26 protein-coding genes and 1 pseudogene are annotated in these 26,669 nt (G+C 66.9%); 12 read left to right on the top strand and 15 right to left on the bottom strand.

The annotated features are described in order from the left end of the window. Window positions 1-79: 79 nt before the first annotated feature. From ACILR9_RS14750 to ACILR9_RS14725, 6 genes are all read right to left on the bottom strand, one after another. A complete protein-coding gene (locus ACILR9_RS14750; RefSeq protein ID WP_395710697.1) occupies window positions 80-802 on the bottom strand; it encodes an ABC transporter ATP-binding protein in 723 nt (240 codons plus the stop codon). Next, window positions 799-1,533 (bottom strand): ABC transporter ATP-binding protein, encoded by a 735-nt coding sequence (locus tag ACILR9_RS14745; RefSeq protein WP_395710696.1) that lies wholly within the window; start codon window positions 1,531-1,533, stop codon window positions 799-801. The genes ACILR9_RS14750 and ACILR9_RS14745 overlap by 4 nt, the downstream gene beginning before the upstream one ends. Then, on the bottom strand, window positions 1,523-2,512 hold the full coding sequence (locus ACILR9_RS14740) for a branched-chain amino acid ABC transporter permease (RefSeq protein WP_395710695.1): 990 nt from the start codon (window positions 2,510-2,512) through the stop codon (window positions 1,523-1,525). Before ACILR9_RS14740 ends, ACILR9_RS14745 begins: the two co-directional genes overlap by 11 nt. Window positions 2,513-2,522: 10 nt before the next feature. Continuing rightward, window positions 2,523-3,386 (bottom strand): branched-chain amino acid ABC transporter permease, encoded by an 864-nt coding sequence (locus ACILR9_RS14735; protein ID WP_395710694.1) that lies wholly within the window; start codon window positions 3,384-3,386, stop codon window positions 2,523-2,525. Window positions 3,387-3,419: 33 nt separating this feature from the next. Next, entirely contained in the window at window positions 3,420-4,673 is a 1,254-nt protein-coding gene (locus tag ACILR9_RS14730) for an ABC transporter substrate-binding protein (protein ID WP_395710693.1), read from the bottom strand. A 182-nt stretch (window positions 4,674-4,855) separates the two neighbouring features. Beyond that, entirely contained in the window at window positions 4,856-5,992 is a 1,137-nt protein-coding gene (locus ACILR9_RS14725; protein WP_395710692.1) for a mandelate racemase/muconate lactonizing enzyme family protein, read from the bottom strand. A 222-nt stretch (window positions 5,993-6,214) separates the two neighbouring features. On the opposite strand from ACILR9_RS14725, the gene ACILR9_RS14720 reads away from it, so the two are divergent. From ACILR9_RS14720 to ACILR9_RS14700, 5 genes are all read left to right on the top strand, one after another. Next, window positions 6,215-7,231, top strand: coding sequence for an NADP-dependent oxidoreductase (locus tag ACILR9_RS14720; protein ID WP_395710691.1), 1,017 nt, complete (start codon window positions 6,215-6,217; stop codon window positions 7,229-7,231). Continuing rightward, window positions 7,228-8,412, top strand: a complete 1,185-nt coding sequence (locus ACILR9_RS14715; protein ID WP_395710690.1) for a CaiB/BaiF CoA transferase family protein — start codon at window positions 7,228-7,230, stop codon at window positions 8,410-8,412. Before ACILR9_RS14720 ends, ACILR9_RS14715 begins: the two co-directional genes overlap by 4 nt. Before the next feature lie 219 nt (window positions 8,413-8,631). Continuing rightward, the gene (locus ACILR9_RS14710) at window positions 8,632-9,186 is read left to right on the top strand and encodes a HutD family protein (RefSeq protein WP_395710689.1); all 555 of its coding nucleotides are present in this window, start codon (window positions 8,632-8,634) and stop codon (window positions 9,184-9,186) included. Continuing rightward, the gene (locus tag ACILR9_RS14705; protein ID WP_395710688.1) at window positions 9,171-10,094 is read left to right on the top strand and encodes a 2-dehydropantoate 2-reductase; all 924 of its coding nucleotides are present in this window, start codon (window positions 9,171-9,173) and stop codon (window positions 10,092-10,094) included. The genes ACILR9_RS14710 and ACILR9_RS14705 overlap by 16 nt, the downstream gene beginning before the upstream one ends. Before the next feature lie 14 nt (window positions 10,095-10,108). After that, window positions 10,109-10,855, top strand: coding sequence for a substrate-binding domain-containing protein (locus ACILR9_RS14700; RefSeq protein ID WP_395710687.1), 747 nt, complete (start codon window positions 10,109-10,111; stop codon window positions 10,853-10,855). A gap of 416 nt (window positions 10,856-11,271) precedes the next feature. Here ACILR9_RS14700 and ACILR9_RS14695 read toward each other — a convergent pair whose 3' ends face one another. Continuing rightward, window positions 11,272-12,567, bottom strand: coding sequence for an aspartate aminotransferase family protein (locus ACILR9_RS14695; RefSeq protein WP_395710686.1), 1,296 nt, complete (start codon window positions 12,565-12,567; stop codon window positions 11,272-11,274). 9 nt (window positions 12,568-12,576) lie between these two features. Further along, entirely contained in the window at window positions 12,577-12,927 is a 351-nt protein-coding gene (locus tag ACILR9_RS14690) for a hypothetical protein (RefSeq protein WP_395710685.1), read from the bottom strand. Window positions 12,928-12,975: 48 nt separating this feature from the next. On the opposite strand from ACILR9_RS14690, the gene ACILR9_RS14685 reads away from it, so the two are divergent. The 3 genes and pseudogenes from ACILR9_RS14685 to ACILR9_RS14675 all read left to right on the top strand — a co-directional run bounded on the left by ACILR9_RS14685 (window position 12,976) and on the right by ACILR9_RS14675 (window position 14,709). Then, on the top strand, window positions 12,976-13,641 hold the full coding sequence (locus tag ACILR9_RS14685) for an HAD family hydrolase (RefSeq protein ID WP_395710684.1): 666 nt from the start codon (window positions 12,976-12,978) through the stop codon (window positions 13,639-13,641). After that, window positions 13,641-13,837 (top strand): annotated as a pseudogene (locus tag ACILR9_RS14680) (LysE family translocator); the annotation flags it as partial. The gene ACILR9_RS14685 and the pseudogene ACILR9_RS14680, both read left to right, overlap by 1 nt. Window positions 13,838-14,313: 476 nt before the next feature. Then, entirely contained in the window at window positions 14,314-14,709 is a 396-nt protein-coding gene (locus tag ACILR9_RS14675) for a heme-binding protein (protein WP_395710683.1), read from the top strand. Window positions 14,710-14,712: 3 nt separating this feature from the next. Here ACILR9_RS14675 and ACILR9_RS14670 read toward each other — a convergent pair whose 3' ends face one another. Then, the gene (locus tag ACILR9_RS14670; protein WP_395710682.1) at window positions 14,713-15,414 is read right to left on the bottom strand and encodes an SDR family NAD(P)-dependent oxidoreductase; all 702 of its coding nucleotides are present in this window, start codon (window positions 15,412-15,414) and stop codon (window positions 14,713-14,715) included. A gap of 71 nt (window positions 15,415-15,485) precedes the next feature. Between ACILR9_RS14670 and ACILR9_RS14665 the strand changes: the two genes are divergently transcribed. Further along, window positions 15,486-16,157: a DsbA family oxidoreductase gene (locus tag ACILR9_RS14665; RefSeq protein WP_395710681.1), complete on the top strand. Its 672-nt coding sequence runs from the start codon at window positions 15,486-15,488 to the stop codon at window positions 16,155-16,157. Here ACILR9_RS14665 and ACILR9_RS14660 read toward each other — a convergent pair. Both ACILR9_RS14660 and ACILR9_RS14655 read right to left on the bottom strand, forming a co-directional pair. Further along, window positions 16,154-19,381: an AsmA family protein gene (locus ACILR9_RS14660; RefSeq protein WP_395710680.1), complete on the bottom strand. Its 3,228-nt coding sequence runs from the start codon at window positions 19,379-19,381 to the stop codon at window positions 16,154-16,156. The genes ACILR9_RS14665 and ACILR9_RS14660 overlap by 4 nt on opposite strands. 250 nt (window positions 19,382-19,631) lie before the next feature. After that, window positions 19,632-20,165 (bottom strand): YaiI/YqxD family protein, encoded by a 534-nt coding sequence (locus ACILR9_RS14655; protein ID WP_395710679.1) that lies wholly within the window; start codon window positions 20,163-20,165, stop codon window positions 19,632-19,634. An 84-nt stretch (window positions 20,166-20,249) separates the two neighbouring features. Here ACILR9_RS14655 and ACILR9_RS14650 point away from each other — a divergent pair, with 84 nt between their 5' ends. Both ACILR9_RS14650 and ACILR9_RS14645 read left to right on the top strand, forming a co-directional pair. Further along, window positions 20,250-21,839: an ABC transporter substrate-binding protein gene (locus ACILR9_RS14650; protein ID WP_395710678.1), complete on the top strand. Its 1,590-nt coding sequence runs from the start codon at window positions 20,250-20,252 to the stop codon at window positions 21,837-21,839. Between the two features lie 214 nt (window positions 21,840-22,053). After that, the gene (locus ACILR9_RS14645) at window positions 22,054-22,362 is read left to right on the top strand and encodes a hypothetical protein (protein WP_395710677.1); all 309 of its coding nucleotides are present in this window, start codon (window positions 22,054-22,056) and stop codon (window positions 22,360-22,362) included. Window positions 22,363-22,485: 123 nt separating this feature from the next. Here ACILR9_RS14645 and ACILR9_RS14640 read toward each other — a convergent pair whose 3' ends face one another. Next, on the bottom strand, window positions 22,486-23,589 hold the full coding sequence (locus ACILR9_RS14640; RefSeq protein ID WP_395710676.1) for an enolase C-terminal domain-like protein: 1,104 nt from the start codon (window positions 23,587-23,589) through the stop codon (window positions 22,486-22,488). Window positions 23,590-23,780: 191 nt separating this feature from the next. Between ACILR9_RS14640 and ACILR9_RS14635 the strand changes: the two genes are divergently transcribed. Continuing rightward, entirely contained in the window at window positions 23,781-24,506 is a 726-nt protein-coding gene (locus ACILR9_RS14635; RefSeq protein WP_395710675.1) for a transporter substrate-binding domain-containing protein, read from the top strand. A gap of 18 nt (window positions 24,507-24,524) precedes the next feature. On the opposite strand, the gene ACILR9_RS14630 is transcribed toward ACILR9_RS14635, so the two are convergent. Genes ACILR9_RS14630 through ACILR9_RS14620 form a run of 3 tightly spaced genes read right to left on the bottom strand, consistent with a single transcriptional unit; the run spans window position 24,525 to window position 26,600 of the window. Next, window positions 24,525-25,286: an amino acid ABC transporter ATP-binding protein gene (locus ACILR9_RS14630; protein ID WP_395710674.1), complete on the bottom strand. Its 762-nt coding sequence runs from the start codon at window positions 25,284-25,286 to the stop codon at window positions 24,525-24,527. Beyond that, the gene (locus tag ACILR9_RS14625; RefSeq protein WP_395710673.1) at window positions 25,273-25,920 is read right to left on the bottom strand and encodes an amino acid ABC transporter permease; all 648 of its coding nucleotides are present in this window, start codon (window positions 25,918-25,920) and stop codon (window positions 25,273-25,275) included. Before ACILR9_RS14625 ends, ACILR9_RS14630 begins: the two co-directional genes overlap by 14 nt. Beyond that, window positions 25,917-26,600, bottom strand: a complete 684-nt coding sequence (locus tag ACILR9_RS14620) for an amino acid ABC transporter permease (protein ID WP_395710672.1) — start codon at window positions 26,598-26,600, stop codon at window positions 25,917-25,919. The genes ACILR9_RS14625 and ACILR9_RS14620 overlap by 4 nt, the downstream gene beginning before the upstream one ends. Window positions 26,601-26,669 lie beyond the last annotated feature (69 nt).

Raw genomic sequence — 26,669 nt, 5'->3', positions numbered from 1 at the left:
AGCCCGGATCTTGCTCCTGCCGATGCCCGCATATCTGACGGTCACGATCGCGGTCGGGCATCCCGGCGACGGCGTGCCACTAGACCCCGAGATAGATCCGCTGCACGTCGGGGTTGGTCGCCAGGTCGCGCGCCGGGCCCTCGAGCACGGTGCGCCCGACCTGCAGGACATAGGCATGGTCGGCCGCTTCCAGGGCCAGATCGACCGACTGCTCGGCCAGCAGGATGGTCTGGCCGTCCTTGTGGAGATTGGCGAACGCGTCGTACATCGAATCGACGATGGCCGGCGCCAGCCCCAGGCTGGGCTCGTCGAGCAGCAGCAGCTTGGGATCGCTCATCAGGGCGCGGCCCACCGCCAGCATCTGGCGCTCGCCGCCCGACATCGTCCCGGCGCGCTGCTTGCGCCGCTCGGCGAGCCGCGGAAACACCGAATAGACACGCTCCAGCAGGCGCGCGATCCGGCTGCGGTCGGCGAGCGGCGTCGCGCCCAGCATCAGATTGTTCTCGACGCTCTGCTGGGTGAACAGGCGCCAGCCCTCGGGCGACAGCGCCAGCCCCTTGCGCACCACCGCGAAGGCCGGCAGGCCCGCGATGTTCTCGCCGCCGAAGGTCACGCTCCCCGCCGAGACCGGAACGATGCCGGCGATGGCATTGAGCGTCGTCGTCTTGCCGGCGCCATTGGAGCCCAACAGGGCCACCACCGAGCCCGCCGGCACGTCGAGCGACACGTCGGCGACGCCGATCAGGTCGCCGTAGCGCACCTGCAGGTGCTCGATGCGCAGCAAAGGCGCCCTGGAGCTCATGGCTCGGTCGCGTGGCGCACGCGGCGGCGGCCGAGATAGGCCTCGATCACCCGGGGATCGCTCGTCACCTCGCGCGGCGTGCCGCGCGAGATCTCGCGGCCCTGATGGAAGACGACGACGCGCTGCGCCAGCGAGACGATGACTTCCATGATGTGCTCGACAATCACGATGGTGATGCCGCCGCCATGGATGCGCCGCACCAGCTCGATCGCCTCGTGAACCTCGGCCGGCGTCAGCCCGGCCATTGCCTCGTCGAGCAGCAGGGCCTTGGGTTCGGAAGCCAGCGCGCGGGCGATCTCCAGGCGCTTGCGGCCGGGCGTGCCGAGGCTGCGCGCCGGCGCATCGACCACGCCGCCGAGCCCGACCCGCTGCAGCACCTCGCGCGCCTTGGCGCGCGCCTCGCGGGCGTTGTGATGACGCAGCAGGGCGCCGATCGTGGCGTTGTCGAGCACCGACATCGATTCGAAGGTGAGCGGCACCTGGAAGGTGCGCGCGAGCCCGAGCGCGGCGCGCGCCTCGGGCGGCCGGCGGGTCACCTCGGCACCGTCGAACGTCACGGTGCCCGAGGTCACCGGCAGGTCGCCGGTCAGGCAGTTGAAGAAAGTCGACTTGCCCGCCCCGTTGGGGCCGATCAGGCCGAGGATGTCGCCCGTCTCGACCGACACCGAGGCATCGTCGACCGCCTTGAAGGCGCCGAATGCCTTGGTGACGCTGCGGGCGTCAATCAGCATGGCCGCTCGCGATCCCGGACTTGGCGGAGGAACGCCGCGTTGCGGGTCGGCGCTCGAGCAAAGACAGGAGCCCGCTCGGCAGGAAACGGGCAATGATCACGATGATGGCGCCGTAGACCACGAAGGTGAGGCCGGCGCCGCGGCCACCGAGGTAGCTGTTCGACAGCTCTTCGAGCGGCACCAGGATGAGCGCGCCGACCAGCGGCCCGAACAGCTGGCCGGCGCCGCCCAGGGCCGCCATCACCACCATCTTCACCGAGATCAGGATGCCGAAACCCGATTCGGGATCGACGAAGCCGAACATGCAGAGATAGAGCGAGCCGGCGAGCGACGTGAAGGCGCCGCTCAGCATGTAGGCATAGAGCTTGTAGCGCCCGGAGGAGACGCCGAGGGAGCGCGCGGCGCGTTCCGAATCCTTGATGGCGCGCAGATAGAAGCCCATGCGGCCGCGTTCGATCCACCACGTGACGCCGAGCAGGAACGCCAGGACGCCGAGGAAGATGTAGTAGAACGGCGTCGCCGAGATGAAGGAGAGATCGAAGACGGTGCGCGGCATGGCCGGCCCGCCGAGACCCTGCGCACCGCCGAGGAATTCCGAGGTCGAGCTCAGCACGCGTACGAGCTCGGCGACAGCGATGGTGGCCATGCTGAAATAGTGGCCGGAGAGACGCAGGGTCGGCACGCCGATCACCGCGGCAAGCGCCACGCTCAGCACCATGCCGAGCGGCGCGCCGGCGATCGGCGGCCAGCCGAGATGGGTATAGACCACCACCGCCGAATAGGCGCCGAAGCCGAAGAACACGGCGTGGCCGACCGAGACCTGGCCGGCATAGCCGCCGACGATGTTCCAGGCCGAGGCCCCGATCGCCCCCAGCAGCACCAGCGCGCCCAGCCGCTCGTAGACCGGGTAGCCGGCGACCAGCAGCGGATAGGCGAGCACCGCCAGCAGCAGCACGCCGGGCAGCAGATAGCGCTTCACGCCCCACCCATCATGCTTTCCCCATCAGGCCTTGCGGCCTGAACCACAGCACCAGCACGAACAGGATGTAGACGATGACGTCCTTGTAGACCGGCCCGACCAGATAGGCCGACAGCGATTCGACCACGCCGATGATCAGGCCGGCGACCAGCGCGCCGAGGACGCTGCCGAAGCCGCCGAACGAGACGGTGACGAACGCCAGGATGGCGAGCGTCTCGCCGACAGTCGGCGAGGTGTAGAAGAAGTTGGCGATCAGGGCGCCGGCGATGCCGGTGGCGGCGCCGGCCATGCCCCAGGCGAGCGCCTGCATGCGCTGCGGCCGGATGCCCATGAGCTGCGCCGCTGTCGCATCTTCCGACACCGCCAGCATGCGGCTGCCGACCGCGGTGTGGGTCAGCACGAGATGCAGGATCAGCGTGATCGCGAGGCCCATCCCGCCGGCCAGCACGCGCGAGCCCTCGAAGCGGATGCCGGCGATCTGGAACGAGCCGCCGACCAGCGTGTCCGGCAAGGTGCGGAAGTCGGCGCCGAAGGTCCAGAAGGCGACATAGCGCAGGAACAGCGCCAAGCCGAAGGTGCCCAGGATCTGCGCCAGCATCGGCCCCCGCATGATGTGGCGGACCAGTAGGAAGTAGCTCAGCACGCCCAGGGTGGCGATGACGATGGCGGCGGCCGGGACGGCGGCGAACGGTCCGCCGCCCAGCGCCGTCCAGATCACCACCGCGGTGTACATGCCCAGCATGACGAAGTCGCCGTGCGCGAAATTGACGACGTTCATCATGCCCCAGATCAGGGTGAGGCCCGATGAGAACAGGGCATAGACCGCACCGAGCAGCAGCCCGCTCACGATCACCTGCGCCAGGGTGACCGACACCCTGCCCGCGCCCCTACGCTACCCTGCGACCGCTCACCAGCCCTTGTACGGCAGGATCACCTCGGTGGTGGCGCGCGACTTCGGCCAGATCGCCAGGTACTGGCCTCCGCGCAGCTGGGTGACGAGGCTCGAGGCAAGCACGTTCTGGCCCTTGTCGTCGAATTTCACGCCGTCGTAACCCGCCGCCATCTGGCTGGCCGGCAGGTCGGTCGCCTTGAGGGCGTCGCGGATCTTGGCGGGTTCCGTCGAGCCGGCGCGGTTGATGGCATCGGCCATCACCAGGAAGCCCTGCAGCCCGCGCACGGAGACGTCGTCGAGATCGACGCCCGCCTTCGCCTTGTAGAGATCGTTGAAGAGCGCCGGCACGCTGCCCGGCTTGCCGCCGGCATAGGCCGATCGATTGACCAGGCCTTCGACCGTCGAGCCCATGGCCTTGATGAAGGCGGGATCGTTGAAGCCGGCATTGTCGGCGATCATGATCGCGGGTTTCCAGTTCAGCTCCTTCATCGTCTTGGCGTAGAGGATGGCGTCCGACGTATAGGAGACGAAGATCACGACGTCGGGGTTCTTCTCCTTGAGCTGCAGCACCTGCGGCTGGACGTCGCTCGAGTTCGCCGAATAGGCGATCTTCTGGGTGACCGGCAGGCCGTCCTTGCCGAATTGATCGGCGATCACGCCGGCGACCGAGTTGCCGTACTCGGTATTCTCATGCACCAGCGCGATCGACCCGACCTTCTGGCCGGCCGCCTTCTGCTCCTTGAGGAAGGACGAGTAGGCGCGGGCGAAATCGAGGGCGACCGGGGTGGTGCGGAAGAACCACTTGAAGCCGCGCTCCGTCAGGTTGGCGGCGACCGACTCGGCGGTCAGGAACGGGACACCGTGGCGCTCGGCGATGGCGCTCGCGGTGACGGTGATGCCGGACTGGTAGGCGCCGATCAGCGCTGCCACCTTCTCCTCGGAGATCAGGCGCAGCGCCTGATTCTGGCCAGCCGCCGGCGTGCCCTGGTTATCGGCGAAGATCAGCTGCACCTTGGCACCGCCGAGGCCCGGCAACCCGCCGCCCTTGGCCAAGGGCAGGAGCTTGGCCAATTCGGCATTGCCGGTGTTGACGACGTCGGCGCCGACCTCGATCGCCATCTTGGAATAGTTGCCGGCGCTCGCCGAGTTGCCGCTCAGCGGATAGATGACGCCGATCTTCACCGGCTGCTGGGCAGCAGCCCCGAGGGCCACGCCGAGCGTGACGAGACCGGCTGCGGCGGCAAAGGCCCGGCGCGTTGTTTGTTTCATGCGCGAATCCCCCCAAGAGCATTTCGTTCGGTCAGGCGAAACTTTGGCATGACCCGCGACGGTCAGCAAATCCCACGGAATTCGGCCACGTCTCCCCTCATGCTCCTGTCCCCGCCCGGGCCAGGGCATATGGGCGCTCTCATGCTCCTCCCCAGCTGCGCTGGGGAGGAGCATGAGAATGATCAGCACACCCGGTAGCGCTCCACCGCATCCCGATCGAGCTCGATTCCGAGGCCGGGCCCGTCGGGCAACAGCACGTGGCCGGCCTCCAGCGCGAGCGGCGTGCGCAGCAGCCTCGTGCGCAACGCGTTATCGCTCATGTCGTACTCGAGCATCATCGGATACGGTGGATGGTCGGTGTGCGGCGTCGCCGGGAGGGCGGCGATGAAATGGCAGGCGGTGGCGAGGCCGATCGCGCCGCCCCAGACATGCGGCGCTACCCTGAGGTTCTGGGCGTGCGCCAGGGTGGCGATCCGCCTGGCCTCCGTAAGACCGCCGGTGCCGGGGATCGAGGGCTGCACGATGTCGACGCAGCGTCCGTCGATCAGAGCGCGAAAATCGCGCACGGTGTGATGCGCCTCGCCAGCGGCGAGGGCGATCGGCGAGCGGGCGCGCAGCTCGGCATAGCCGCGCAGATCGCCGGGCGGCAGCGGTTCCTCGATCCAATGGATGCCGAAGGGCTCTATGGCGCGCGCGCATTCCAGGGCGACGTCGGCGGTGTAGGCGCCGTTGATATCGACCATGAGGAGCTTGTCCGGCCCAAGCATCTGGCGGGCGAGCTCCACCCGGGCGACGTCGTCCCTGATGCCGCGGCCGATCTTGATCTTGGCGCCGGCGTAGGGATGGCCGGCCGCCTCGGCCAGCATGTGCTCGAGCTGGCGGTCCGGATCGCGGCTGAAGAACCCGGTCGAGGCATAGGCCGGAATGCGCGTGGTACCACAGCCGCCGATCAGGTCGCACAGCCGCACGCCGAAGCCGCGGGCGATGGCGTCGAACAGCGCGACGTTGATGGCCGCCAGGCACGCGGTGAGCTGATTGCCGACACCCAGATGGTACATCGCATTCCTCGCGCGGGCCTCGATGTGGTCGAAGTCGAACACGCTCTGGCCCGTGAACATCGGCTCGACCATGCGGAAATACTCGCGCGTCACCAGTGGGTTGCCGAACGCCTCGCCGACACCGCGCACGCCCGAATCGGTCTCGACCTCGACCAGTCCGCCCTGCCGGCGATGGCCGCCGCCGCGCGACATGCCGTAGGCCTTCTCCGGTGCGAAGGCATATTCGAGTCCGATGAAGCTCAGCTGCTTGATGACCGGCATTGCGCTCTCCCGCGGAGGCCGTCCGCTTCGATTGCCAAACCTGATACCACTAGCCGGGCGAAATGGGCGAACTGCCAATCACCGGTTTGGCGGCCGTGGCTTGACGCGGGGAGTCGCGGTGTCCGCCTGCCGCACACCTCGAGGAACCCCCCGAGCCATTGCGTTGCCGCTTGCGGGCCGTGCGCTATGGTATCGGCCACACCCGATCCCGGAGCGAACCCCATGGCTGCCATTCCCAAGACCCATCGACGCGTCGTCCTCGTGCGCCGGCCGCCCGGCGAGCCGGCCGAGACGGACTTCCGGGTCGAGGAAGTTCCCGTGCCCGAGCCCAGGCACGGCGAGGTGCTGGTCAAGGTGCTCTACCTGTCGCTCGATCCCTATCAGCGCGGCCGCATGCGCGACGCGGCGTCCTATGCGCCGGCGGTCGGCCTCAACGAGGTCATGACCGGCGGCACGGTGGGCGAGGTCGTGGCCTCGCACAATCCGCGCTTCAAGGCGGGCGACATCGTCGAGGACCGGCTCGGCTGGCAGGAATACGCGATCGGCGGCGGACCGAACCTGCGCATCGTCGACGCCACGGTCGCGCCGATCTCGACAGCCAACGGCGTGCTCGGCATGCCGGGCATGACCGCCTATTTCGGCCTGCTCGATGTCGGCCAGCCCAAGCCCGGCGAGACCATCATCGTCTCCGCCGCCTCGGGCGCGGTCGGCCAGGTGGTGGGACAGATCGGCAAGATCATGGGCTGCCGTGTCGTCGGCATCGCCGGTGGCGCGAAGAAGTGCGGCTTCGTCACCGGCGAGCTCGGCTTCGACGCCTGCCTCGACTACAAGGCGGAGACGGATCTCGACGCAGCGTTGCGCACCGCCTGCCCGCACGGCATCGACGTCTATTTCGACAATGTCGGCGGCGAGATCTCCGATGCCGTCCTGCGCAACATCAACACGTTCGGCCGCGTCGCGCTGTGCGGCTCGATCTCGCAATACAACGCCGCCACGCCGCCGATGGGACCGCGCCTGATGGGCACCTTCGTCGGCAAGCGGGTGACGGCGCGCGGCTTCATCGTCACCGACTTCGCCGAACGCTATGCGCCGGCGCGCCGCCAGATGGGCGAGTGGATCAGGAGCGGCAGGCTCAAGTACCGCGAGGATGTCGTCGAAGGCATCGACAAGGCGCCGCGCGCCTTCATCGGCATGCTGCGCGGCGAGAATTTCGGCAAGATGCTGGTCAAGCTCGCATGAGCTACGATGCGCCGTTCGCCGGGCTGAAGGTTATCGATCTCAGCCAGGGCATCGCCGGCCCCTACTGCGCCATGCTGCTGGCCCAGCACGGCGCCGACGTCATCAAGGTCGAAGGCATCGGCGACGGCGACTGGGCGCGCACGCTGGGCACGCGCTACGGCAACCATTCGGCCTTCTCGATCATCGGCAATCTCGGCAAGCGCAGCATCGCCATCGATCTCAAGGCGGAAGCCGGCAAGCAGGTGCTGTGGCGCCTGCTCGAAGGCGCCGATGTCTTCCTGGAAGGCTTCCGGCCGGGCGTCATCGGCCGGCTGGGCTTCGACTATGCCGCCGTCGCCGCGCGCGAGCCGCGACTGCTTTACCTCTCGATCTCCGGCTTCGGCCAGAACGGACCGCTCTCCGAGCGGCCGGCGATGGACCCGGTGCTGCAGGCCTATACCGGCCTGATGATGGAAAACCGTGGCGAGGATGGCATCCCGCACCGCGTGCCGGTGATCGTCGTCGACATGTCGACCGGGCTCTATGCCTTCCAGGGTCTGTCGGCCGCGCTCTATGCCCGCCGAGACGAGGCGCGCGGCCGCTATCTCGACGCCAGCCTGATGCAGGCGGCGACGGCACTGCAGTCGATCCGCCTGATGGCCTGCCATCTCGAGGGCGGCACGATGAAGCCGGGCGGCGTGCCCGGCGGCGTGTTCAAGATCGCCGATGGCTGGATGTCGATCGTGGCCATCAACGATCGCGACTGGCGGGCGCTGTGCGGCGCCATGGAGTTGCCGGCACTGGCGGACGACACGAGGTTCAACTCGCCCGCCAATCGCCTCGCCAACGACGTGGCGCTCTACGCCATCGTCCGGCCGGCGCTCGCCGCACGGCCGTGGGCCGAATGGAACCGGCGGCTCACCGAGGCGCGGCTGATGCATGAGCGGCTGAACAGCTACGCCGAATTCCTCGAGCAGCCTCATGTCCAGGAAACCGGCCTGATCCAATGGCTCGCCCAGGCCGGCCTCGACCAGCCTGTCCCGGTGCCGGCGCTGCCGGGCATGCAGCCGCCCCTCGACGGCACGCCGCGCGCCATCGCACCGCTTACCGGCCAGCACACGCGGTCGATCCTGGCCGAGCATGGCTATAGTGAGGGCGACATCGACGCCCTGCTGGCCCAAGGCACGGTGGCCGCCGCATGAGGAACCAATACTCCCCTCCCGCGTCGCCGCCAGGGAGGAGACACACTTGGCGTCCCTCCCCCGATTGCGCAGGGCATTCGCATATAGCGCTCTCTCATTCGCCTCCCCAGCTTCGCTGGGGAGGAGAATGAAAAGTGCGCCCATATGCCAATGCCCTGCCCGATTACGGAGGAGGGATTCGAGATGTGTCCATTTCCTACCAGATTCCCAGGGCGAAGAATGAGCGCGCATCTCCTCAAACCCCAGGATTATCGCCGCACGTCGTGGAAGAACGGCGGCGGGGTCACGACCGACATTGCCCATGATGGCGAGCTCTGGCGCTTCAGCCGAACGCCGATCACAGCATCAGGGCCGTTCTCCGATTACGCCGGATTCGACCGCATGCAAATGCTGGTCGCCGGTCACGGCCTGGTGCTCGAGACGCCGGACGGCGAGATCGACGTGCGGGTGCCGTTCAAGCCGGTGCGCTTTGCGGGGGAGCTCGCGATCACGAGCCGCCTCGAGGCAGGCCCCGTCGAGGTGCTGAACCTGCTGGGAGATCGCAGCAAGGTGATGCTCGATCTTGCCGTTCTGGAGGCCGGCGAGAGCCGGCACCTGGGTTCCGGCCGCCACATCGCCTACTGTCCCGGCGGGGCCGCCGTCGCGCGGCTTGGGGAAGAAGCCTTCGATCTGTCGGCCGACCATGCGCTGCATCTCGAGCAGGCTGACGGCGAGGTGCTGGCCTGCGTGACCGGTCGGATCGTGTTGGGGAGCGTGACATGCGTATCGCGGTAGTCGGGACAGGCGGGGTCGGCGGCGGCTACGGCGCGGCGCTCGCCAAGGCAGGCGCCGACGTCACCTTCATTGCCCGCGGTGCCCATCTCGCCGCGATGAAGGAAAAGGGCCTGCGCGTCGAGAGCCCGCGCGGCGACACCCACCTGCTGCCGACGCAGGCGACCGACGACCCGCGCAGCGTGGGCCCGGTCGATGTCGTGCTGTTCTGCGTCAAGCTGTGGGACGTCGAGAACGCCGGCGAAGCGATCAAGCCGATGATCGGTCCGGACACCGCGGTGATCCCGCTGCAGAACGGCGTCGACGCCTCCGAACGGCTGGAGCCGATCATCGGCAGGCACGCCGTGATGGGCGGCGTCGCCAATATCAGCGCGACCATCGCCGAGCCCGGCGTGATCCGCCAGACCGGCACCGTGATGCGCATCGTGTTCGGCGAGCTCGACGGGCGCACGAGCCCGCGCGCCGAGGCTTTCGCGGCGACCGCCCACGCGGCCGGCATCGACGTCGTGCTGAGCCCGTCGATCCTGAGCGAGCTCTGGATGAAGTTCATCCTGCTCGCCTCCAATGCCGGCATCATGTCGGTGGCGCGCCTGCCCATCGGCAAGCTGCGCGACGACCCGGACATCGCGCCATGGTTCACGACCGCCTACGAGGAGGTCGCCGCCGTCGGCCGTGCCGCCGGCGTACCCCTGCCCGCCGATGCGGTCGAGCGTACTCTCGGCTTCAATCGAGCCGCCCCACCCAATCTCATCCCCTCGATGGCGGTCGACCTGCTGCGCGGCAATCGCATCGAGCTTCCCTGGCTCTCCGGCAAGGTCGTCGAGCTTGGCAGGAAGCATGGCGTGCCGACGCCGACACACGCCTTCATGTACGCGACCCTGAAGCCATACATCATGGGCAAGCCTGCCTAGGAGCGACCCCCGCCATGCGCATCGTGCTGTCCCTCTGCCTTTGCCTGATCGGCTTCACCCCGGCCTCGGCCGCCGACCTGAAGCTGCTCACGGCCGGCGCCTTCAAGCCGGTGGCGCTCGAGCTGGTGCCCGAATTCGAGAGGAAGACGGGCCACAAGGTGACGATCGAGAACGACACCGCGGGCGGGCTCGCCAAGCGCCTCGCCGCCGGCGAGCATTTCGACGTGATCGTCATGCCGCCCACCGGCATGGCGCAGTTTCTCGGCAACAAGGTCGTCCAGAGCAGCGGCAAGCCGCTGGTCCGCTCCGGCATCGGCGTCGCCGTCAAGCAGGGCGCGCCGCTGCCAGACATCTCGACCGTCGATGCCTGGAAGCAGAGCCTGCTGGCGGCGCGCGCCGTCGCCTACATCGACCCTGATTCGGGTGGCTCGAGCGGCATCTACCTCTCCAAGCTGTTCGAGAGGATTGGCATCGCCGAGCAGCTCAAGCCCAAGAGCGTGCTGGTGCGCGGCGGCTTGGTGGCCGAGAAGGTGGTGAGCGGCGACGCCACCATCGGCATGCAGCAGACCAGCGAGATTCTGGTCGTGTCCGGCGCGGTCCTGGTCGGTCCCCTGCCGCTCGATGTCCAGCACTACACGATGTACTCCGGCGGCATCGCCACCGCATCCCGCGAGCCGGCGGCAGCCGCCGAGCTGCTGCGCGCCCTGGCCGACCCGGGGAACCTGCCGATCCTGAAGAAAAAGGGAATGGAGGGACCGTGATTTTCTTCTCCTCCCCAGCGTCTTCGCTGGGGAGGCCCCCCGCACGCCGGCGCGCACCACGATGCTGAGAAAATCGGGGCGGTGCCCGCCCCGATTTTCATAGGAGGAGAAGAGGCCTCACGCCAGCAGCTGCCGCATCATTGCGGCCACACGAGGAAGCGAGAGCGAGCTCGCGGCGACCCGCGCAACGTCACGCTGGAAGACGTTCACGACGACGCCTCGACCGCCAGCGCCGCATCGTCGAGCGTGCCGAGATAGTCGACAGTGCGTACTTGCCCGCCAACCACTGCCCGAGCGAAGGCGAGACGCCGGCTGCCTCGACGACCTCGATGAATTCGTGCGTGCAGAGCTGGACGCCGCCCTTGCCGCCACCGAGATGACCGCGGCAGCTGACGAACAGTCCACGCGCCGCCGTCTCAGGCGGTTCCAGACGTCAGCTCTTTCAGCGCATCGCTCCAGGCGCCGATCGTGTGGTCGATGTCGGCGCGGGTATGGGCCAAGCTGACATAGTACTTGCTTTCGCCCTTCATGATCCCGCGGGCACGCAGGAGCTGATTGAACCGCTTGGCGATTGTCGCATCGCCCTTCAGCGTGTCGCGATAATCCTTGATCGGCTGGTCGGTGAAGACGACATCGAACAGCGGCGGCTCGCCGATCACCTGGGCCTTGAGGCCGGCCTTCTGCAGGAGCTCCGACAGCGTCGCCATCAGCTCGCGCCCGGTGGCGAAGACCTGCTCATACGTGCCGGGCCGCTTCAGCACCTCGAGCGTCGCCAGCCCGGCGACCGCGGCTACCGGATTGCCCGACAGCGTGCCGACCTGGAAGATGTAATCCTCGTCGGTCATCGCCAGCCGGTCGAAATGCTTCATGATGTCGGCGCGGCCGGCGATCGCGGCGAGGGCGAAACCGCCGCCCACGATCTTGCCCAGGCTGCAGAGATCGGGCGTGACGCCGTAGTATTCCTGGGCGCCGCCATAGGCGAAGCGGAAGCCGGTCACGACCTCGTCGAAGATCAGCGGAATGTCATGCTTTGCCGTCACCGCGCGCAGCGCCTGCAGGAAGCCGGGCTTGGGCGGGATCAGGCGCTGGAACGGCTCGACGATGACGCCCGCCAGCTCGTCCTTCTGCTCCTCGATCAGGCTTTCGACCATGTCGATGTCGTTGAACGCCGCGACCAGCATCTCGTCCTGCACCGACTTCGGGATGCCGGCCGAATCGGGCGTCGGCCGCGGGAAATTGCCCGGCCGCTTGGGCGCCAGCGACATCAGCGCGTAATCGCTCATGCCGTGATAACCGCCCTCGAACTTGAGGACCTTGTCGCGCTTGCGGAAGGCGCGCACCGCCCGCATGGCGTAGAGATCGGCCTCGGTGCCCGAGCAGACGAAACGCACCTGGTCGGCGCACGGCACGGCGTCGCAGATCGCCTCGGCCAACGCGATGCCGTGACGGTTGTTGCCGAAATAGGTCGTGCCCAGCGGCACCTGGGCCTGCACCGCCGCCGTCACCTCGGGATGGGCGTGGCCGATGAACATCGGCCCCGAGCCCAGGAGAAAGTCGACATACTCGCGGCCGGCCTCGTCCCAGATCCGCCCCGCCTTGCCCTCGCGCAGGATCACCTCGGCCGGCATGTTGCCGAAGCTACCGCCCGGCAGGACGCGCTTGGCCTGCTCCACGAGATCGTTCGTCGGGTCGAGGACGGTCTGGACGTTCATGACAACCTCTTACTCGATGGGGACGAAGATAGAATGGCGCATCTTGCCCTCGACCGCCTTCGAGAAATGCCCCTTGCCGCTGGTATCCTCGACCAGGATCACCTCGCCGGCGCCGATGATGCGCGTCTCGCCGTCGCTCGCCTGGATGCTGACGGCGCCGTCGAGATTGATGATGTATTGCCGGCGCGGCGCGGGATGCCATTCGTAGTCGTAGGTGCCCGGCGTCTCGCGGAAGATGATGCCGGTCGCCGGGAAGGTGGCCGAGGTCTTGCCGCCGCGCCCCTCCTGCTTCCATTCGACCTCGATGTCGCGGAAATGGGTCTCGCCCTTGTCGTCGACATAAAGATTGTGGATGCGCATGAATAATCTCCCGCTTGTCGTTTCCCGATCGGAGCTTAGAACGAAACCATGTTCGGGAAACCCATCGAAGCTGCCCTTTTCGACATGGATGGCCTGCTGATCGACACCGAGGCCGTCTACATCGAGGCCTACCGGCAGGCGGCGACGACGATCGGCGTCGAGATGCCGATCAGCCTGTGCCACGCCATGATCGGCGTGCCGACCGCCGAGTGCGAGATCCTGATCCAGGAACATTTCGGGCCCGACTTCCGCGTCGACCATTTCCAGGCGAGCTTCCGCACCCACGCCGACCGCATCCTGGCCGATGACGTACCGGTCAAGCCGGGCGCGGTCGAGCTGCTTGAGTTCCTGACGGGCCGCGGCCTGCCTTGCGCCCTCGCCACCTCGTCGCGGCCGACCACGGCCGAACGCTATCTCGGGCGCGCCGGCCTTCGCCGGCATTTCGCGGCGATCGCCACGCGCTACGACGTCGAACGGCCGAAGCCGCATCCCGATGTCTATCTCGAGGCGGCGCGGCGGCTCGGCGTCGCACCCGAGCGCTGCCTCGCCTTCGAAGATTCGAGCGTCGGGCTCGCCGCGGCGCATGCCGCCGGGACGATGGCGATCATGGTGCCCGACATCCTGCAACCGTCGCCGGAAATCCGCGCCAAGTGCGTGAAGGTGCTGCCGGACCTTCACGCCGCGCTCGGCCTGCTGCAGGAGGCTCTTCGCTGATGCCCGGCTTGCCAACCCTTGCCCTGTTCGCCGTGGCCTGCCTGGCGCTGACGGCCACGCCCGGCCCGGACATGCTGCTGATCGCCTCGCGCAGCTGAGCCAGGGCAGAGCCTCGGGCTTCACCACCCTGGCCGGCATCCAGGTCGGCACCTATTGCCACGCGCTCGCCGCCTCGGTCGCCTGCCACAGTACTTTCTGGCAACGGTGTTCGTCGACCTCGCCGCCAGGCTGGCGTTCGACAAACAGGCGCTAGCGAGCACATTCCGTTTGGCTGGTACAACCGGACAGAATGTGCCGTTGCCCCCTGCGCGCGTTCTCGATCGAGCAGCACCACGTCGTGGCACTCATGCGCCGGGAGCGCGCCACTCGAGGCGGAGTAGCCTCTGCCGGCCTGGCGCTCTACTCATTCCCTCCCCAGCTTGCTGGGGAGGTGTCGCGTCATACGCGACGGAGGGGTCAAGGGCACAAGAGGGGTTGCTCATGACCCCTCCGTCCGCGATTTCGCGGACACCTCCCCAGCGGAGCCGGGGAGGAGAGTGAGACGAGCATCACCGCCGGTGGAGATTGCTCCGCCTCAAGTGGCGCACCCTCGAGGGAACGGCTCGCGGTTTCACCTGAGCGCAAACCGCTCTAGCATCGCGCTGGCGTGCTGACCGGAAAGGACGAACCCAAATGACCCTCACCCTTGCGGATGCCAATCGCGTGATCGCCGGCGCCATCGAGAAGGCGCACCAGATCGGCGCGAAGATGAACATCGCGGTGTGCGATGCCGGCGGGCGGCTGCTTGCCTTCCAGCGCATGGATGGCGCCATGTGGGCCGGCTCCTTCGGCAGCCAGGGCAAGGCCATGGCCTCGGCCGCCTTCGGCCGTCCGAGCGGCGACCTGACCCCACGCGCCGACCATCCGACCTTGCGCGGCATCGCCGCTGCCGAAGGCAATCACATGTTTTATGGCCAGGGCGCCGTGCCGATCTTCCGCAACGGCGTCCTGGTCGGCGCCTGCGGCGTCGGCGGCGGCACTGCACAAGAAGACGAGGATTGCGCCCGCGCCGGGGTCGAGAAACTCTGAGATCTAGAACTTCTCCACCCACGGCCTCACCTCGATCTCCCAGCTCCAAGCGCTGCGGTGCTGCATCAATGTCGCCCAGTAGGTCTCGGCAATGGCGTCGGGATCGAGCAGGCTGTCGGGATCGTTGGCCGGCACCGGCCTGGCAGCGGCGCGGATGCCGCCGTCGATCACGAAATGGGCGACATGGATGCCCTTGGGCGAGAGCTCGCGCGCCATCGATTGCGCCAGGCCGCGCAGGGCGAACTTGCCCATGGCGAAGGTCGCCGACAGGGCGAAGCCCTTCACGCCGGCGGTCGCCCCGGTGAGGAAGATGGCGCCATGCGACTTGGGCAGCATGCGCCGGGCGGCCTGCTGGGACACGAGGAAGCCGCCGAATGCGCTGATCTCGATCGCCCGCTTGACGTCGTCCGGCGGCAGATCGACCAGCGGGCCGCGCACCCGGTTGCTGGCGTTGTAAACCACGACATCGGGCGTCCGCCCGGCGGTGTCCAGGGCGTCGAACAGGCCGGCAACGTCCTTGGGATCGGCGGCGTTGCAGGCATGGACGGTGGCGCCGGTCTCCTTGGACAGCCCGGTGAGCTTGTCGGTCTGGCGCGCGGCCACCGCCACCTGCAGGCCGTTCCTGGCAAACAGTCGGGCGAGCGAGGCGCTGAGGCCCGGGCCGGTGCCGACAATCAGGGCGGAATGAAACGTCGGGTTTTGCATGGTCGGATGTCTCCTCGTTGCTCGTACTTTCCCGCGGGTATAGGCTTCTGCGCAATCGGGAAGGAAACGCCATGAACACGGCACAACCGGCTGGTCGGATCGACGTCATCTCCGATGTGATCTGTCCCTGGTGCTATATCGGCAAGCGCCAGCTCGAACGTGCGCTCGACCTGGTGGAAAGGCAGCACCTGCGCTTCACCGTCGCCTGGCACCCGTTCCAGCTCAATCCGGACATGCCGCGCGAGGGTGTCGACCGGGCCGAGTACCGCCTCAAGAAGTTCGGCAGCGCCGAGCGTTCACGCCAGCTCGATGAACGGATCACCGAGGCGGCCGCCAATGTAGGCCTCGAGTTCCACCTCGATCGCCTGACCCGCACGCCCAACACGCTGAACGCCCACCGGGTCATCCGGCTGGCCGGCCAGCGCGGCATGCAGGACGCGGTCGTCGAAGCGCTGTTCGAGGGCTATTTCTGCAATGGCGCCGATATTGGCGACGCCAAGGTGCTGGCCGATCTCGCCACCGAAGGGGGCCTCAATCCCGAGGAAGTGACCGAGATGCTGTCGGGTGACGAGGGCCTGAAGGAAGTGATCGGCGCCGATCGCATGGCGCGCAACTGCGGCATCCAGGGCGTGCCGAGCTTCGCCCTGCAGGGCCATGTCCTGTTTTCCGGCGCCATGCCGGCCGACGAGATGGCGCAGGCCTTCCGGCGCGCCTGGGACATCCTGAAGAACCGGGCTGCCTAGCGACCGCTTCGGACATTCATGGACGGCGACGACACCGGCCCCGAGACGGTCATGGTGTAGTCGATGCTGCCCGACCGCCCGACATCGAGGGCGATCGTGGTCTCCGTCGCCGCCGTGGTCAGGCTCGTGTGACTGTTGATCTGCGCAACGGCGTTTCCGCCCTGCACCGTATGGTCGTGCAGGGTGAGCGAGGCGCCGGCGAGCTGAAGCTCGCCCGCCAACGTGATCTTCTGGTTGATGAAGGCGGCCAGGACCGCCGAGCTGAAGCCCATCTCGGTGCTGAAAATGCTGGCGATCCCGGTGGCGAAGGAGGCAAAGCTCAGCGAGCCGCCGGTGACCGACGGGTAGATGTAGCCGCTTGTCTGGCCCTTGCCGGCCAGGGAATCGCGGATCTCCCCGAACGACGCGCCGCGCCCCGTCAGAGCGATATCCATAATGGTGATCTTGCCGTCGACCGACACCATCAGGTTGGCGTTGCCGAACACGTTGGTGCCGGCGGCGCCGCGCAGCATCTCGCCGAGGTAGATGCCCTGCAGGCTCCCCGCGAGGTCGACATCGAGGGCACCCTGGGTCGAATCGATCGTCCCGCCGAAATCGACGGCGCCGCCGTAGAACTGGCCGGTCAGCTTGGCGATCTTGAGGACGCCGTTGCGCAGGCTCGCCTGGAGGTCGGCGTAGTTCACCTGCACCGAGGCGACGGCGACCGCGCTGGTCTCCAGCGTGAGCATCGCATCGAAGGAGCGCAGCGCCGCGAGGTCGACCGCCTTGCCCGTCGCCGTGCGCTGCTGGCGCGCCGGCAGGGGTATGCTCGCACTGGCTCCGCCGGTCGCAGCGGCCGTCGGACCGGCCGACACGCCGAGCCACTGGTCGAGATCGAGCGTTCCAGGCACCCGAAGGTTCGCCGTGACGTTGGGCCTTGCCTTGAGGTTGGTGGCGCCAACTTGGCCAATCATCGGCGTTCCGAGCGCCGTGACATTGCCGTTGAATGCCACCTGCGAGGCATCGCCCTTGAAGGTGCCGGCGGCGGACACTGCCCCGAGGGCCGCGTGCGCCTGCCCGGTGGCCACCGACAGGACCCGGCCGGCCTCCGGCATCTCGAGCGCGAAGCTCGAGAAGTCGAAGCGGAGGTTCGGGCCGAGAACCAGCGTGCCGGTGGCCCGTCCGGTGCTCCCCATCGCCGACAGGGTTGCGTTGCGCAACATCAGCACGTCGCGGGTTCCGGCCACGCCACCGCTGGCCGACAGCGCCCCGATCTTGTTGCTGCCCAAGCTCGGCAGGCCGGCATAGGCGAACAGCCGGTCGGCGTCGGGTGCGGCGAGGGTGAAGTTGAGATCGTAGCGAGGGGCGATGGCGACGTCGCCGACGCTGCCCTGGACGTCCAGCTTTGCACCCAGGACGTCGGCGACCTTGAGCGTCGTTACCTTGAGCAGACTGCCCTGCAACGATACGTCGCCTTCGACACCCGTGAGGCTCTGCTGGCGCAGGACGAGACTGTTCACCTTGATCTTCAGCGCAGCGACGGGCTCGTTCTTGTCGGGCGGGCCCGGCGCCGCCGGCGGGGGCGTGGCGGCTTGCGCGTCGGCCGGAGGCGACGGCGGCACGCCTGGCCGCTCGACCGGCAGATACTTGTCGAGATCGAAGCGATCGAGCTGAAGGGTCACGGCCGAGGTGAAGGGCATGGCCAGGCTCACGCTGACGCTGCCGGTCGCGCGCTGCCCGTCGAGCTCGACCGCAAGGTCGTTCAGTTGTGCGCCGCTGGCAGTCGAAGCCAGCTTGCCTCTAAGCGCTAACGCCTGCAGCCCGGTCGACGGTATCGCGGCTGTGTCGATCTGCAGCCAGGCAAGCGTCTCGCGCAGCCTGGTGCCGCTGAGACTGATGTCGCCGGTCACCTGGATGCCCAACCCCGGCCCGTAGGCTGTCGACCCGGCTATCGGTATCGACTTGGCCGTGGCCTGCAACACCATCTCCCCGGGCAATACCGCCTTGAGTTGCGACACCGTGACAGCGCCATCGTGGATCTCGATCGCCACAGCGACGTCGCGCACCGTTCCCTTGCGGTAGGCAAGTTCCGCGGCAACCACGACCAGCGACACCTCGGTGCCGGGAGGAAAACGGGAAAGCAGAGGCGGCGGAGCCCCGCCGGCTGGCGGCTTGTCGGCGGAAGCCGCTTGTGGCGCCGCGCCCAGGGCACCGAGCCTGGGTATCAGCGCGAGCCATCTCTCGAGATCGACCTTCGGCAGCGAGAGGTGACCGCGCAAGTTCGGCCCCTTGCCCTGCTCGACGACCAGCGAGCCGGTCGCGGTCTCGTTGTCCACCGACGTCTTGAAATTGCTGACCGCCAGACGCGTCGCCGACACGTCGATGTCACCGTCGAAGGCGAAGCGGCCCGATACCGCTCCATCGAACGCCGGCGCGGCCTGTCCAGTCGCGCTTACCAGGGCGGTAACGAACTCGGTCAGCCCGTCCGTCGACACCACGAGATGCCCCTTCACGTCGGCGTCAGGGGCGACCTTGCTCACGGTGCCGATGAAGTCGAGCTTGCCGCTCGGCAAGGCAACGCCGAGCGTCGTGGCGTGGCCGGTCGGGCTCGCGGCAGCGAGCTTGAAGTCGACGGTGAGTGGCGCGCCGTTGAGCCTGGCGGTGCCGGACAGGGAGAACGGCCCATCGAGCGATCCGACCGAGGCTGTGGCCTCGATATCCTCCGCCTTTATGGTCCGGCGTGTCTGCGGATTGGTGTAGCTCAGCGTCCCACGCACGATCTTGAGGATGCCCACCGCGAGATGGAAGCCGCTGGCCGGCGCACCAGCCGCCTGGGTAGCTCCCGCGCCCGGCTTGAATTGCCAGTTGGGTACGCCGTCCGCATCGGTCTCCAGGGTGATGTTGGGCTGGTAAAGGACCAGCCGGCCGACTTCGAGTCGCCCGCGCAGCAGCGCCGGCCAGGAAGGCGAAGCACCGATCCAGCGCACGTCGAGCATCTGCGCGCCCTCGGTGCCAACCGCATTGGCGAAGTGGACCTGGCGGGCACTGATGCGCGGCTCGGGGAACATTGACAGCCTGAGCGGCCCCGCGATCACCAGCTCGCGGCCGGTGGCCTCCTTCACTGCCTGGACCAGGGCGGGCTTGTAGGCGTCGACATCGATGATGTACGGCGCGCCCACGGCCAGGAGCGCCAGGACGCCGAAGACTGCGACGGTCGCCAAACCAATTCGTTTCAACGCCGACATGAACTTCACACCTCGCCAACGCCGGTCCGTGCCACTGGATGCTCAGCCGCGGCCAGTTGAGCAGACGAATCGGGCCGAATGCCGGCGATATGGGTCGCTTGCGGCGGATCGCCCAGGTGGGCTGCCCGCGCTCCTCGACCGCCATGAGGGCAAAGCAGGCAGCCTGATCGAGACCACGGCCCATGGCCGGGACCGCGCCACTTCAGGCGGCGTAAGCGCCGCCCTGAAATGGCGCGGTCCCGGCCATGGGTCAGGGGGAAGAGCCGCCTGCCCGGCGTCGGAGCTTCTGGACCGCTTCGTCGAGCGCCGAGAGGAAGCGCGAGCGGTCACGGGGCGACATCGGCTTGGGGCCGCCGGCGTTCTGACCCATCGAGCGCAGATGCGACAGCAACTCGCGACTGGCCATCGCCATGCCGATCGACGCAGGCGTGAATGGCACGCCGGTGTTGCCGATCGCCTCTGCGCCGGCCTTGAGGCTGCGATCGGCGAGCGGGATGTCGGCGGTGATGACGATATCGCCGGGTCCCGCGCGTTCGGCGATCCAGTCGTCGGCCTCATCGAACCTGTCGCCGACGACCACCGCCTCGATGCGCGGGCTCGGCGGCACCCTGATCGGCGCATTGCTCACCACGTAGACCCTGAGGGCATAGCGCTCGGCCACGCGATAAACCTCGGATTTCACGGGGCAGGCATCGGCATCGACAAAGATCGAAATCGCACTTTCCTTTCCAACGACGGCAGCCGTCTCAATCAAATCGGGCGAGATCAAGGCAGCCGGAAGCATCTAGGCCACCCCGCCCTTCCCCGCTAGAGTGCCGACGGTGACGCCGCGGCTCGACACGCGGCGCTTCAGGGAAGGGAACAAGGAATGCGTGCGTCTGTTTGGTTGGGCGGCGTCGTCGCCGCTCTCGTCTGCTGCTCCGGCAGCGCGTTCGCCCAGAAGAGCGGCGGCGTCCTGAAAATGTATCATCGTGACAATCCGCCGAGCGCCTCGATCCACGAGGAATCGACCAACTCGACGGTCATCCCGTTCATGTCGCTGTTCAACAATCTCGTGCTCTACGACCAGAGCAAGCCGCAGAACAGCCCGCAAACCATCGTGCCCGACCTCGCCAAGTCGTGGAGCTGGAGCGCCGACAACAAGAACATCACCTTCAAGCTGCAGGAAGGCGTGAAGTGGCACGACGGCCAGCCCTTCACCGCGAAGGACGTCGTCTGCACCATGGCTCTGCTGACCGGCAAGGCCGAAAACAAGCTGCGCCGCAATCCGCGCCAGTCATGGTACGGCAACGTCGACAGCACGACGGCCAGCGGCGACTACGAGGTGACGATCCATCTCAAGCGACCGCAGCCTTCGATCCTGTCACTGCTGGCGTCCGGGTACTCGCCGATCTATCCCTGCCACATTCCGTCGGCGCAAATGCGCACCAAGCCGATCGGCACGGGGCCTTTCAAGTTCGTCGAGTTCAAGCAGAACGAAGGCATCAAGATCACGAAGAACACCGACTACTGGAAGAAAGGCAAGCCCTATCTCGACGCCATCGAGTTCACGATCGTGCCCAATCGCGCGACCGCCATGCTGAGCTTCCAGTCGGGCCGCTTCGACATCACCTTCCCGTGGGAGGTGACGATGCCGCTGCTGAAGGACATCAAAGCCCAGATGCCCAACGTCGAGTGCCAGACCACCTCGATGAACAACAGCACCAACATTATCGTCAATCGCGACGCACCGCCGTTCGACAATCCCGAGCTGCGACGGGCGGTGATCCTCGCCATGGATCGCAAGTCGTTCGTCGACATCCTCAACCAGGGCGATGCCCAGCTGGGCGGCAGCATGCAGCCGGTCACGGATGGCGTCTGGGGCCTGCCGCAGGAGATGTACGATTCGGTGGCGGGTTACGGGCCGGACGTCCAGAAGAACCGCGAGGAAGCCCGCGCCATCATGAAGAAGCTGGGCTATGGGCCTGACAAGCGCATGCCGCTCAAGATCGCAACCCGCGGCATCTCGCTCTACAAGGATCCGGCGGTCATCCTGGCGAGCCAGCTCAAGGAGATCTGGATCGACGCCGACGTCGACATCATCGAGACCTCGCAGTGGTTCCCCAGGGTCGCGCAGAAGAAGTACGCGCTCGGGCTCAACACCACCGGCAACGGTGTCGACGATCCCGATCAGAACTACTACGAAAACTTCTCGTGCAAGTCGGAGCGCAACTACACCGGCTACTGCAATCCGGAGATCGAGAAGCTGTTCGACGCCCAGTCGGCCGAGACCGACATCGAGAAGCGCAAGAAGATCGTGTGGGAAATCGATCGCAAGCTGCTCGAGGACGGCGCCCGCCCCATCGTCATGTGGAACCGCGCCTCGATCTGCATGCAGCCCTACGTCAAGGGTTACGTGGCGAACGTCAACAGCGTTTACAACGGCTTCCGCTTCGAAGACGTGTGGCTCGACAAATAGGCATTTGCGTTCGCCTCCCCAGCGGGCTGGGGAGGCGAACCTACGCATTTCAATGTGGTCTCACTGCCGACTCATCGGCGGTGCGATGAGCCGACCGCGGCCGTCGATGCGGTTGCCCTGGGCATCATAACGGAATCCATACTCGTCACGGAACGTGCCGTCGGGTCCCGGCTGCACGGCTCCGCCCGCCCGCGCCCTCGCCGGGGCGGCTGCCATGTTCGGGTCCCTGCTGGGCGATTGCATCCCTGATCCCTGCCCCGAGCCCTGGCGATCGCCAGGCTGGCGGACCCAGTCGTTGCGGCCGATTACCGGCTGGCCATTGGCATCGACTGAGCCGGCAGCAGAACCGGCTGTCGGCTGGCCAGTCGTCGACATCGGCTGGTTGCCGGTCGACATCGGCTGTCCGGTGGTGGTCGTCCTCTGGGTGGAAGACGCCATCGGCTGGGCGGGCGTCGCGGGTGTCGACATGGTCTGGGGCGGAGCCGACGTGGTCGGAGCGGGCGTCGACATCGTCTGGGCATAAGCGGTGCCCGCAGTGGCAATCAGCGCAAGCGGAAGCAACGTGCGCAGCATGGAGACCCTCCTGTCTGTGCAGATTTACGATACCGGCGGAACGCTCCTGGCCCTGCCTGGTTGCGTTCCCCGCCTAGGACAGGACGGCCAACTTCTTTCGCTCGATCAGCGCAAAATCGATGGCCGCCCCAAGTCCGGGATCGTTCGGCACGTGCACCATTCCGTCACGGCCGACGACGATGTCCTGGGCCAGGCCGTATTTCTGCGCGCCGTCAGGCAACAGAACCTCGAAGAACTCGGTGTTGCGGAGCGAGGCAATGACGTGCAGGTTGGCGACGTTGTTCAGCGAATTGCCGCCGTGATGGACTTCGTAGTTCATCCGAAATGATTCGGCGAGGTGTGCGCCCTTCAGCAGGGTCGTTATGCCGCCCTTCACCGCCACGTCGCCGCGCAGGAAATCGGTGGCCTGCAGCATGATCCACGGCTGATAGCCGTCGAGCCCGGTGATCGGATACTCGGTGGCGAGGATTGGGATCGACAGTTGCTGCTTCAGCTTGACGTAATTGTAGATGTCCTGATCGGCGAGCGGATCCTCGTACCAGTGGAAATCCATCTCCTCGGCCGCCCGGCCGACGCGCAGCGCCGCGGGGAAATCGTAGGACCATGTCGAATCGAGCATGATCGTGTAGTCGCCGACCGCCCGGCGCACCGCCTCGCAGACCTTGATGTCTTCCCTCCAGCGAGTCGGCGGATGGATCTTGTAGGCGGCCCAGCCATACTCCTTGAACTGCACCGCCTCCTCGGCATAGGCCTCGGCCGAGGCAAGCACGGCGGAGCTGGCGTAGGCCGGCACGGCCTCGCGGTAGGTGCCGAGCAGGCGATGGATCGGCTGGCCCGTCGCCTTGCCCAGGAGGTCCCATAGCGCCACGTCGACCGCGCCGATCGTGCGCACGCCGGCAGGGCGCTGGCGGCGCCACAGATCGACAACGATCGCCTCGCGCAACAATGGGTTGCGCCCCATCAGCACCGGCTTCAGGTGCGTGATCAGTCCCTGGCCATCGATGGCGGCCGAGTTCGAAGCCGACCCGAGAAAGGCATGGCCTTCTATGCCCTGGTCGGTGACGAGGCGCAGCAGCCCCAAGGCGCTCGACCCGGCGAATTTGCTGTGCTGGCCGTACTGGGTCGGCGGAATGTCGTCCCACGCGAAGAGGGTCAACGTGACGTCGGTGATCTTCATGTCTTTCTCTCCCGGTCGTTTCGAAAGAGAAAGGTCCCTCGCTGCGCTCGCAATGACAACAATCCTGTCATCCCGAGCGCAGCATGCGCTGCCGTCGATTTCCGCGCGCGGAAGGACCGTTCGCGCAGCGATGGCTGGGGACCCGGGACGATGCATTTCGCTCGCCAGCGGGATCGGTATAGACTGCTGCCATGTCCGAGAAAGCCCGAGCTGAGCTCGCCCCGACCGGTGTTTTGCGCGCCGGCATCAACCTCTCCAACTTCCTGCTGGTCACCGGCCGCAGCGAGAAATCCGAGCCCGTCGGCGTGGCGCCCGACATGGCGCGCGAGATCGCCGCCAGCCTCGGCGTCCCGGTGACCTACGTGTCGTTCAAGTCTCCCGGAGAGCTCGCCGATCAGGTGAACAACAACGTCTGGGATATCGGCCTGATCGGCGCCGAGCCGCAGCGCGCCGCCTCGATCAGCTTCACCGCCGCCTATGTCGAGATCGAGGCGACCTACATGGTGCCCAAGAACTCGGCCATCAAATCCATCGCCGACGTCGACAAGCCCGGTGTGCGCATCGCCGTGTCGGCGCGCTCGGCCTATGGCCTCTGGCTCGAGAACAACATCAAGCACGCCACCCTGTTGCCGGTGAGCGGACTCGATGCGGCGTTCAACAAGTTCGTCGACGAGAAGCTCGACGTCCTGGCCGGTCTTCGTCCCGGCCTCCTGAAGGATATCGAGAAGGCACCCGACATGAAGATCCTCGATGGCAAGTTCTCCGCCGTCCAGCAGGCCGTCGGCACGCCCAAGCCCAACGCCGCAGGGGCGAGCTACCTCGCCAACTTCGTCGAGAACGCCAAGCGCTCCGGACTGGTCGCGAGCCTGATCGAACGGCACAAGGTCAAAGGCTTGTCGGTCGCACCGCTCACCTGAGCGCGTTTCCTCTGCCCGCTAGAGCTCGCTACCGACGAACTGCCTGAGCTCGGCAGTCCGTGGCTTCGCGAACAGCTCGGCGGTCGGACCGATCTCCCAGACCTTGCCTTTGTGCATGAACACGACGAGATCGGCGACGCGGCGGGCAAAGCCCATCTCGTGGGTGACGCTGATCATGGTCATGCCGCGTCGCGCAAGATCCTCCATCACCCCCAGCACCTCGGCCGTGAGCTCGGGATCGAGCGCCGACGTCACCTCGTCGAACAGCATGACCTGTGGCTGAAGCGCCAGCGAACGGGCGATCGCCACGCGCTGCTGCTGGCCGCCCGACAGCTGCTCGGGATAGGACGTGAGCTTGTCGGTCAGGCCGACCAGGCCCAGCACCTCGGCGGCGCGCTGCCTCGCTTCCGCCTTGCCCAGCCTTTTCACCAGGGTCAACGCGAGCGTGATGTTTCTCTCCACCGTGAGGTGCGGGAACAGGTTGTAGCTCTGGAACACCATGCCGACGTCGCGCCTCAGCTGGGCGCGCGCCGCGCTGCCCGGACGGCCGACCTCGTGACCGCATACCGTGATGCGGCCTCCCTGCACGGTTTCCAGCCCGGCAATGCAGCGCAGCAATGTACTCTTGCCAGAGCCGCTGCGTCCGACGATCGCCACGGTCTGGCCGCGTGCCACGTCGAAGCCCACGCCATCGAGCACCCTCAGGGGCCCGAATTCCTTGACCACGTTCTCGATGTGCACGACGGCGTCGTCGGCCGTCGCCGGCTCAGCGTCCGGCATGGGCCTTCCTTTCCAGCGTGCGGGCAGCAAGCGAGAGCGGGTAGCACAGCACGAAGTAGATCGCGCCCACGGCGGCGAAGATGGCGAACGGCTCGAAAGTCGAGTTGTTCACGATCTGCCCGGCACGCGACAGCTCGACGAAGCCGATCACGGAAGCAAGCGAGGTGTTCTTCACGATCTGCACCATGAAACCGACAGTCGGCGGAATGGCCAGTCGCATCGCCTGCGGCAGGATGACGTAGGCGTACTGCTGCACCCGATCCAGGCCGAGGCAATCGGATGCCTCCCATTGGGTCTTGGGCACCGATTCGATGCAGCCGCGCCAGATCTCGCCCAGGAAGGCCGCAGCGTACAAGGTGAGCGAGACGCCGGCAGCGACCAGCGGGACGAGCTTGTAGCCCAGGATTCCGAGCCCGAAGTAGGACAGGAACAGCACGATCAGCAACGGCGTCCCCTGGATCACCTGGATGTAGCCGCTGGCGAGGCTGCGGAGCAGGCGCACCGTCGAAACGCGCATCAGCGACAGCGGCAGGCCGACCAGCGCGCCGCCGACGAACGCGATCAGCGACAGCAGGATCGTCCACCGCGCCGCCTCGACGAGATAGAGCAGATGATTGGCGCTGAGCTGGATCACAACGGCGTTCCCAGCCGGCGGCGGCGGGCGAACAGCCCCTGCCCGATTGCCCAGAAGGCGAAGCGATAGAGAGCCGACAAGACCAGGTAGGCAATGGCGACGACGACGTAGACCTCGAAGCTGCGATAGGTGTCGGACTGGACGAGATTGGCTGTCGCCGTCAGCTCCTCGGCCGAGATCTGCGACGTGATCGACGAGGCCAGCATCAATAGTACGGCCTGGCTGGCCAGCGCCGGGTAAACCCGCTCCATGGCGGGCAGCAGCACGATGTGCAGGATGGTCTGCAGGCGGGTGAGGCCCAGGCAATCGGCTGCCTCGAGCTGGGTCCGCTGAATCGATTGCACGCCGGCGCGCATGATCTCGGTGGTGTAGGCCCCCATGTTGACGGTGAGCGCGATCACCGCCGAGACGTCGGCACTGAGCTTCAGACCGAGGCTCGACAGCCCGAAATAGACGATGAAGATCTGGATCAGGAGCGGCGTGTTACGAATCGTCTCGACATAGATGCCGGTCAGGCGGCCGAGCAGCGGCCCGCCGTAAGCTCGTGCCAAGGCGCAGATCGTTCCCAGCACGAACCCGAATGCGATCGACAGAACGGTGAGCTGGATGGTGAGCCACGCACCTGCGACGAAATCCGGCCACCTGTCGGCCAGAAACTCGAAATCGAACTTGTACGACACGCCTGGAATTTGCGGCTTTATTCGGCCTTCGGCAATTCCGGAGCGATGTCCCGTGCGAAGGCCGTTTTG

This window comes from Reyranella sp., assembly GCF_044224635.1.
In the GTDB taxonomy this organism is placed as follows: Bacteria; Pseudomonadota; Alphaproteobacteria; order Reyranellales; family Reyranellaceae; genus Reyranella.
This window is presented reverse-complemented; position numbering and strand designations above follow the sequence as displayed.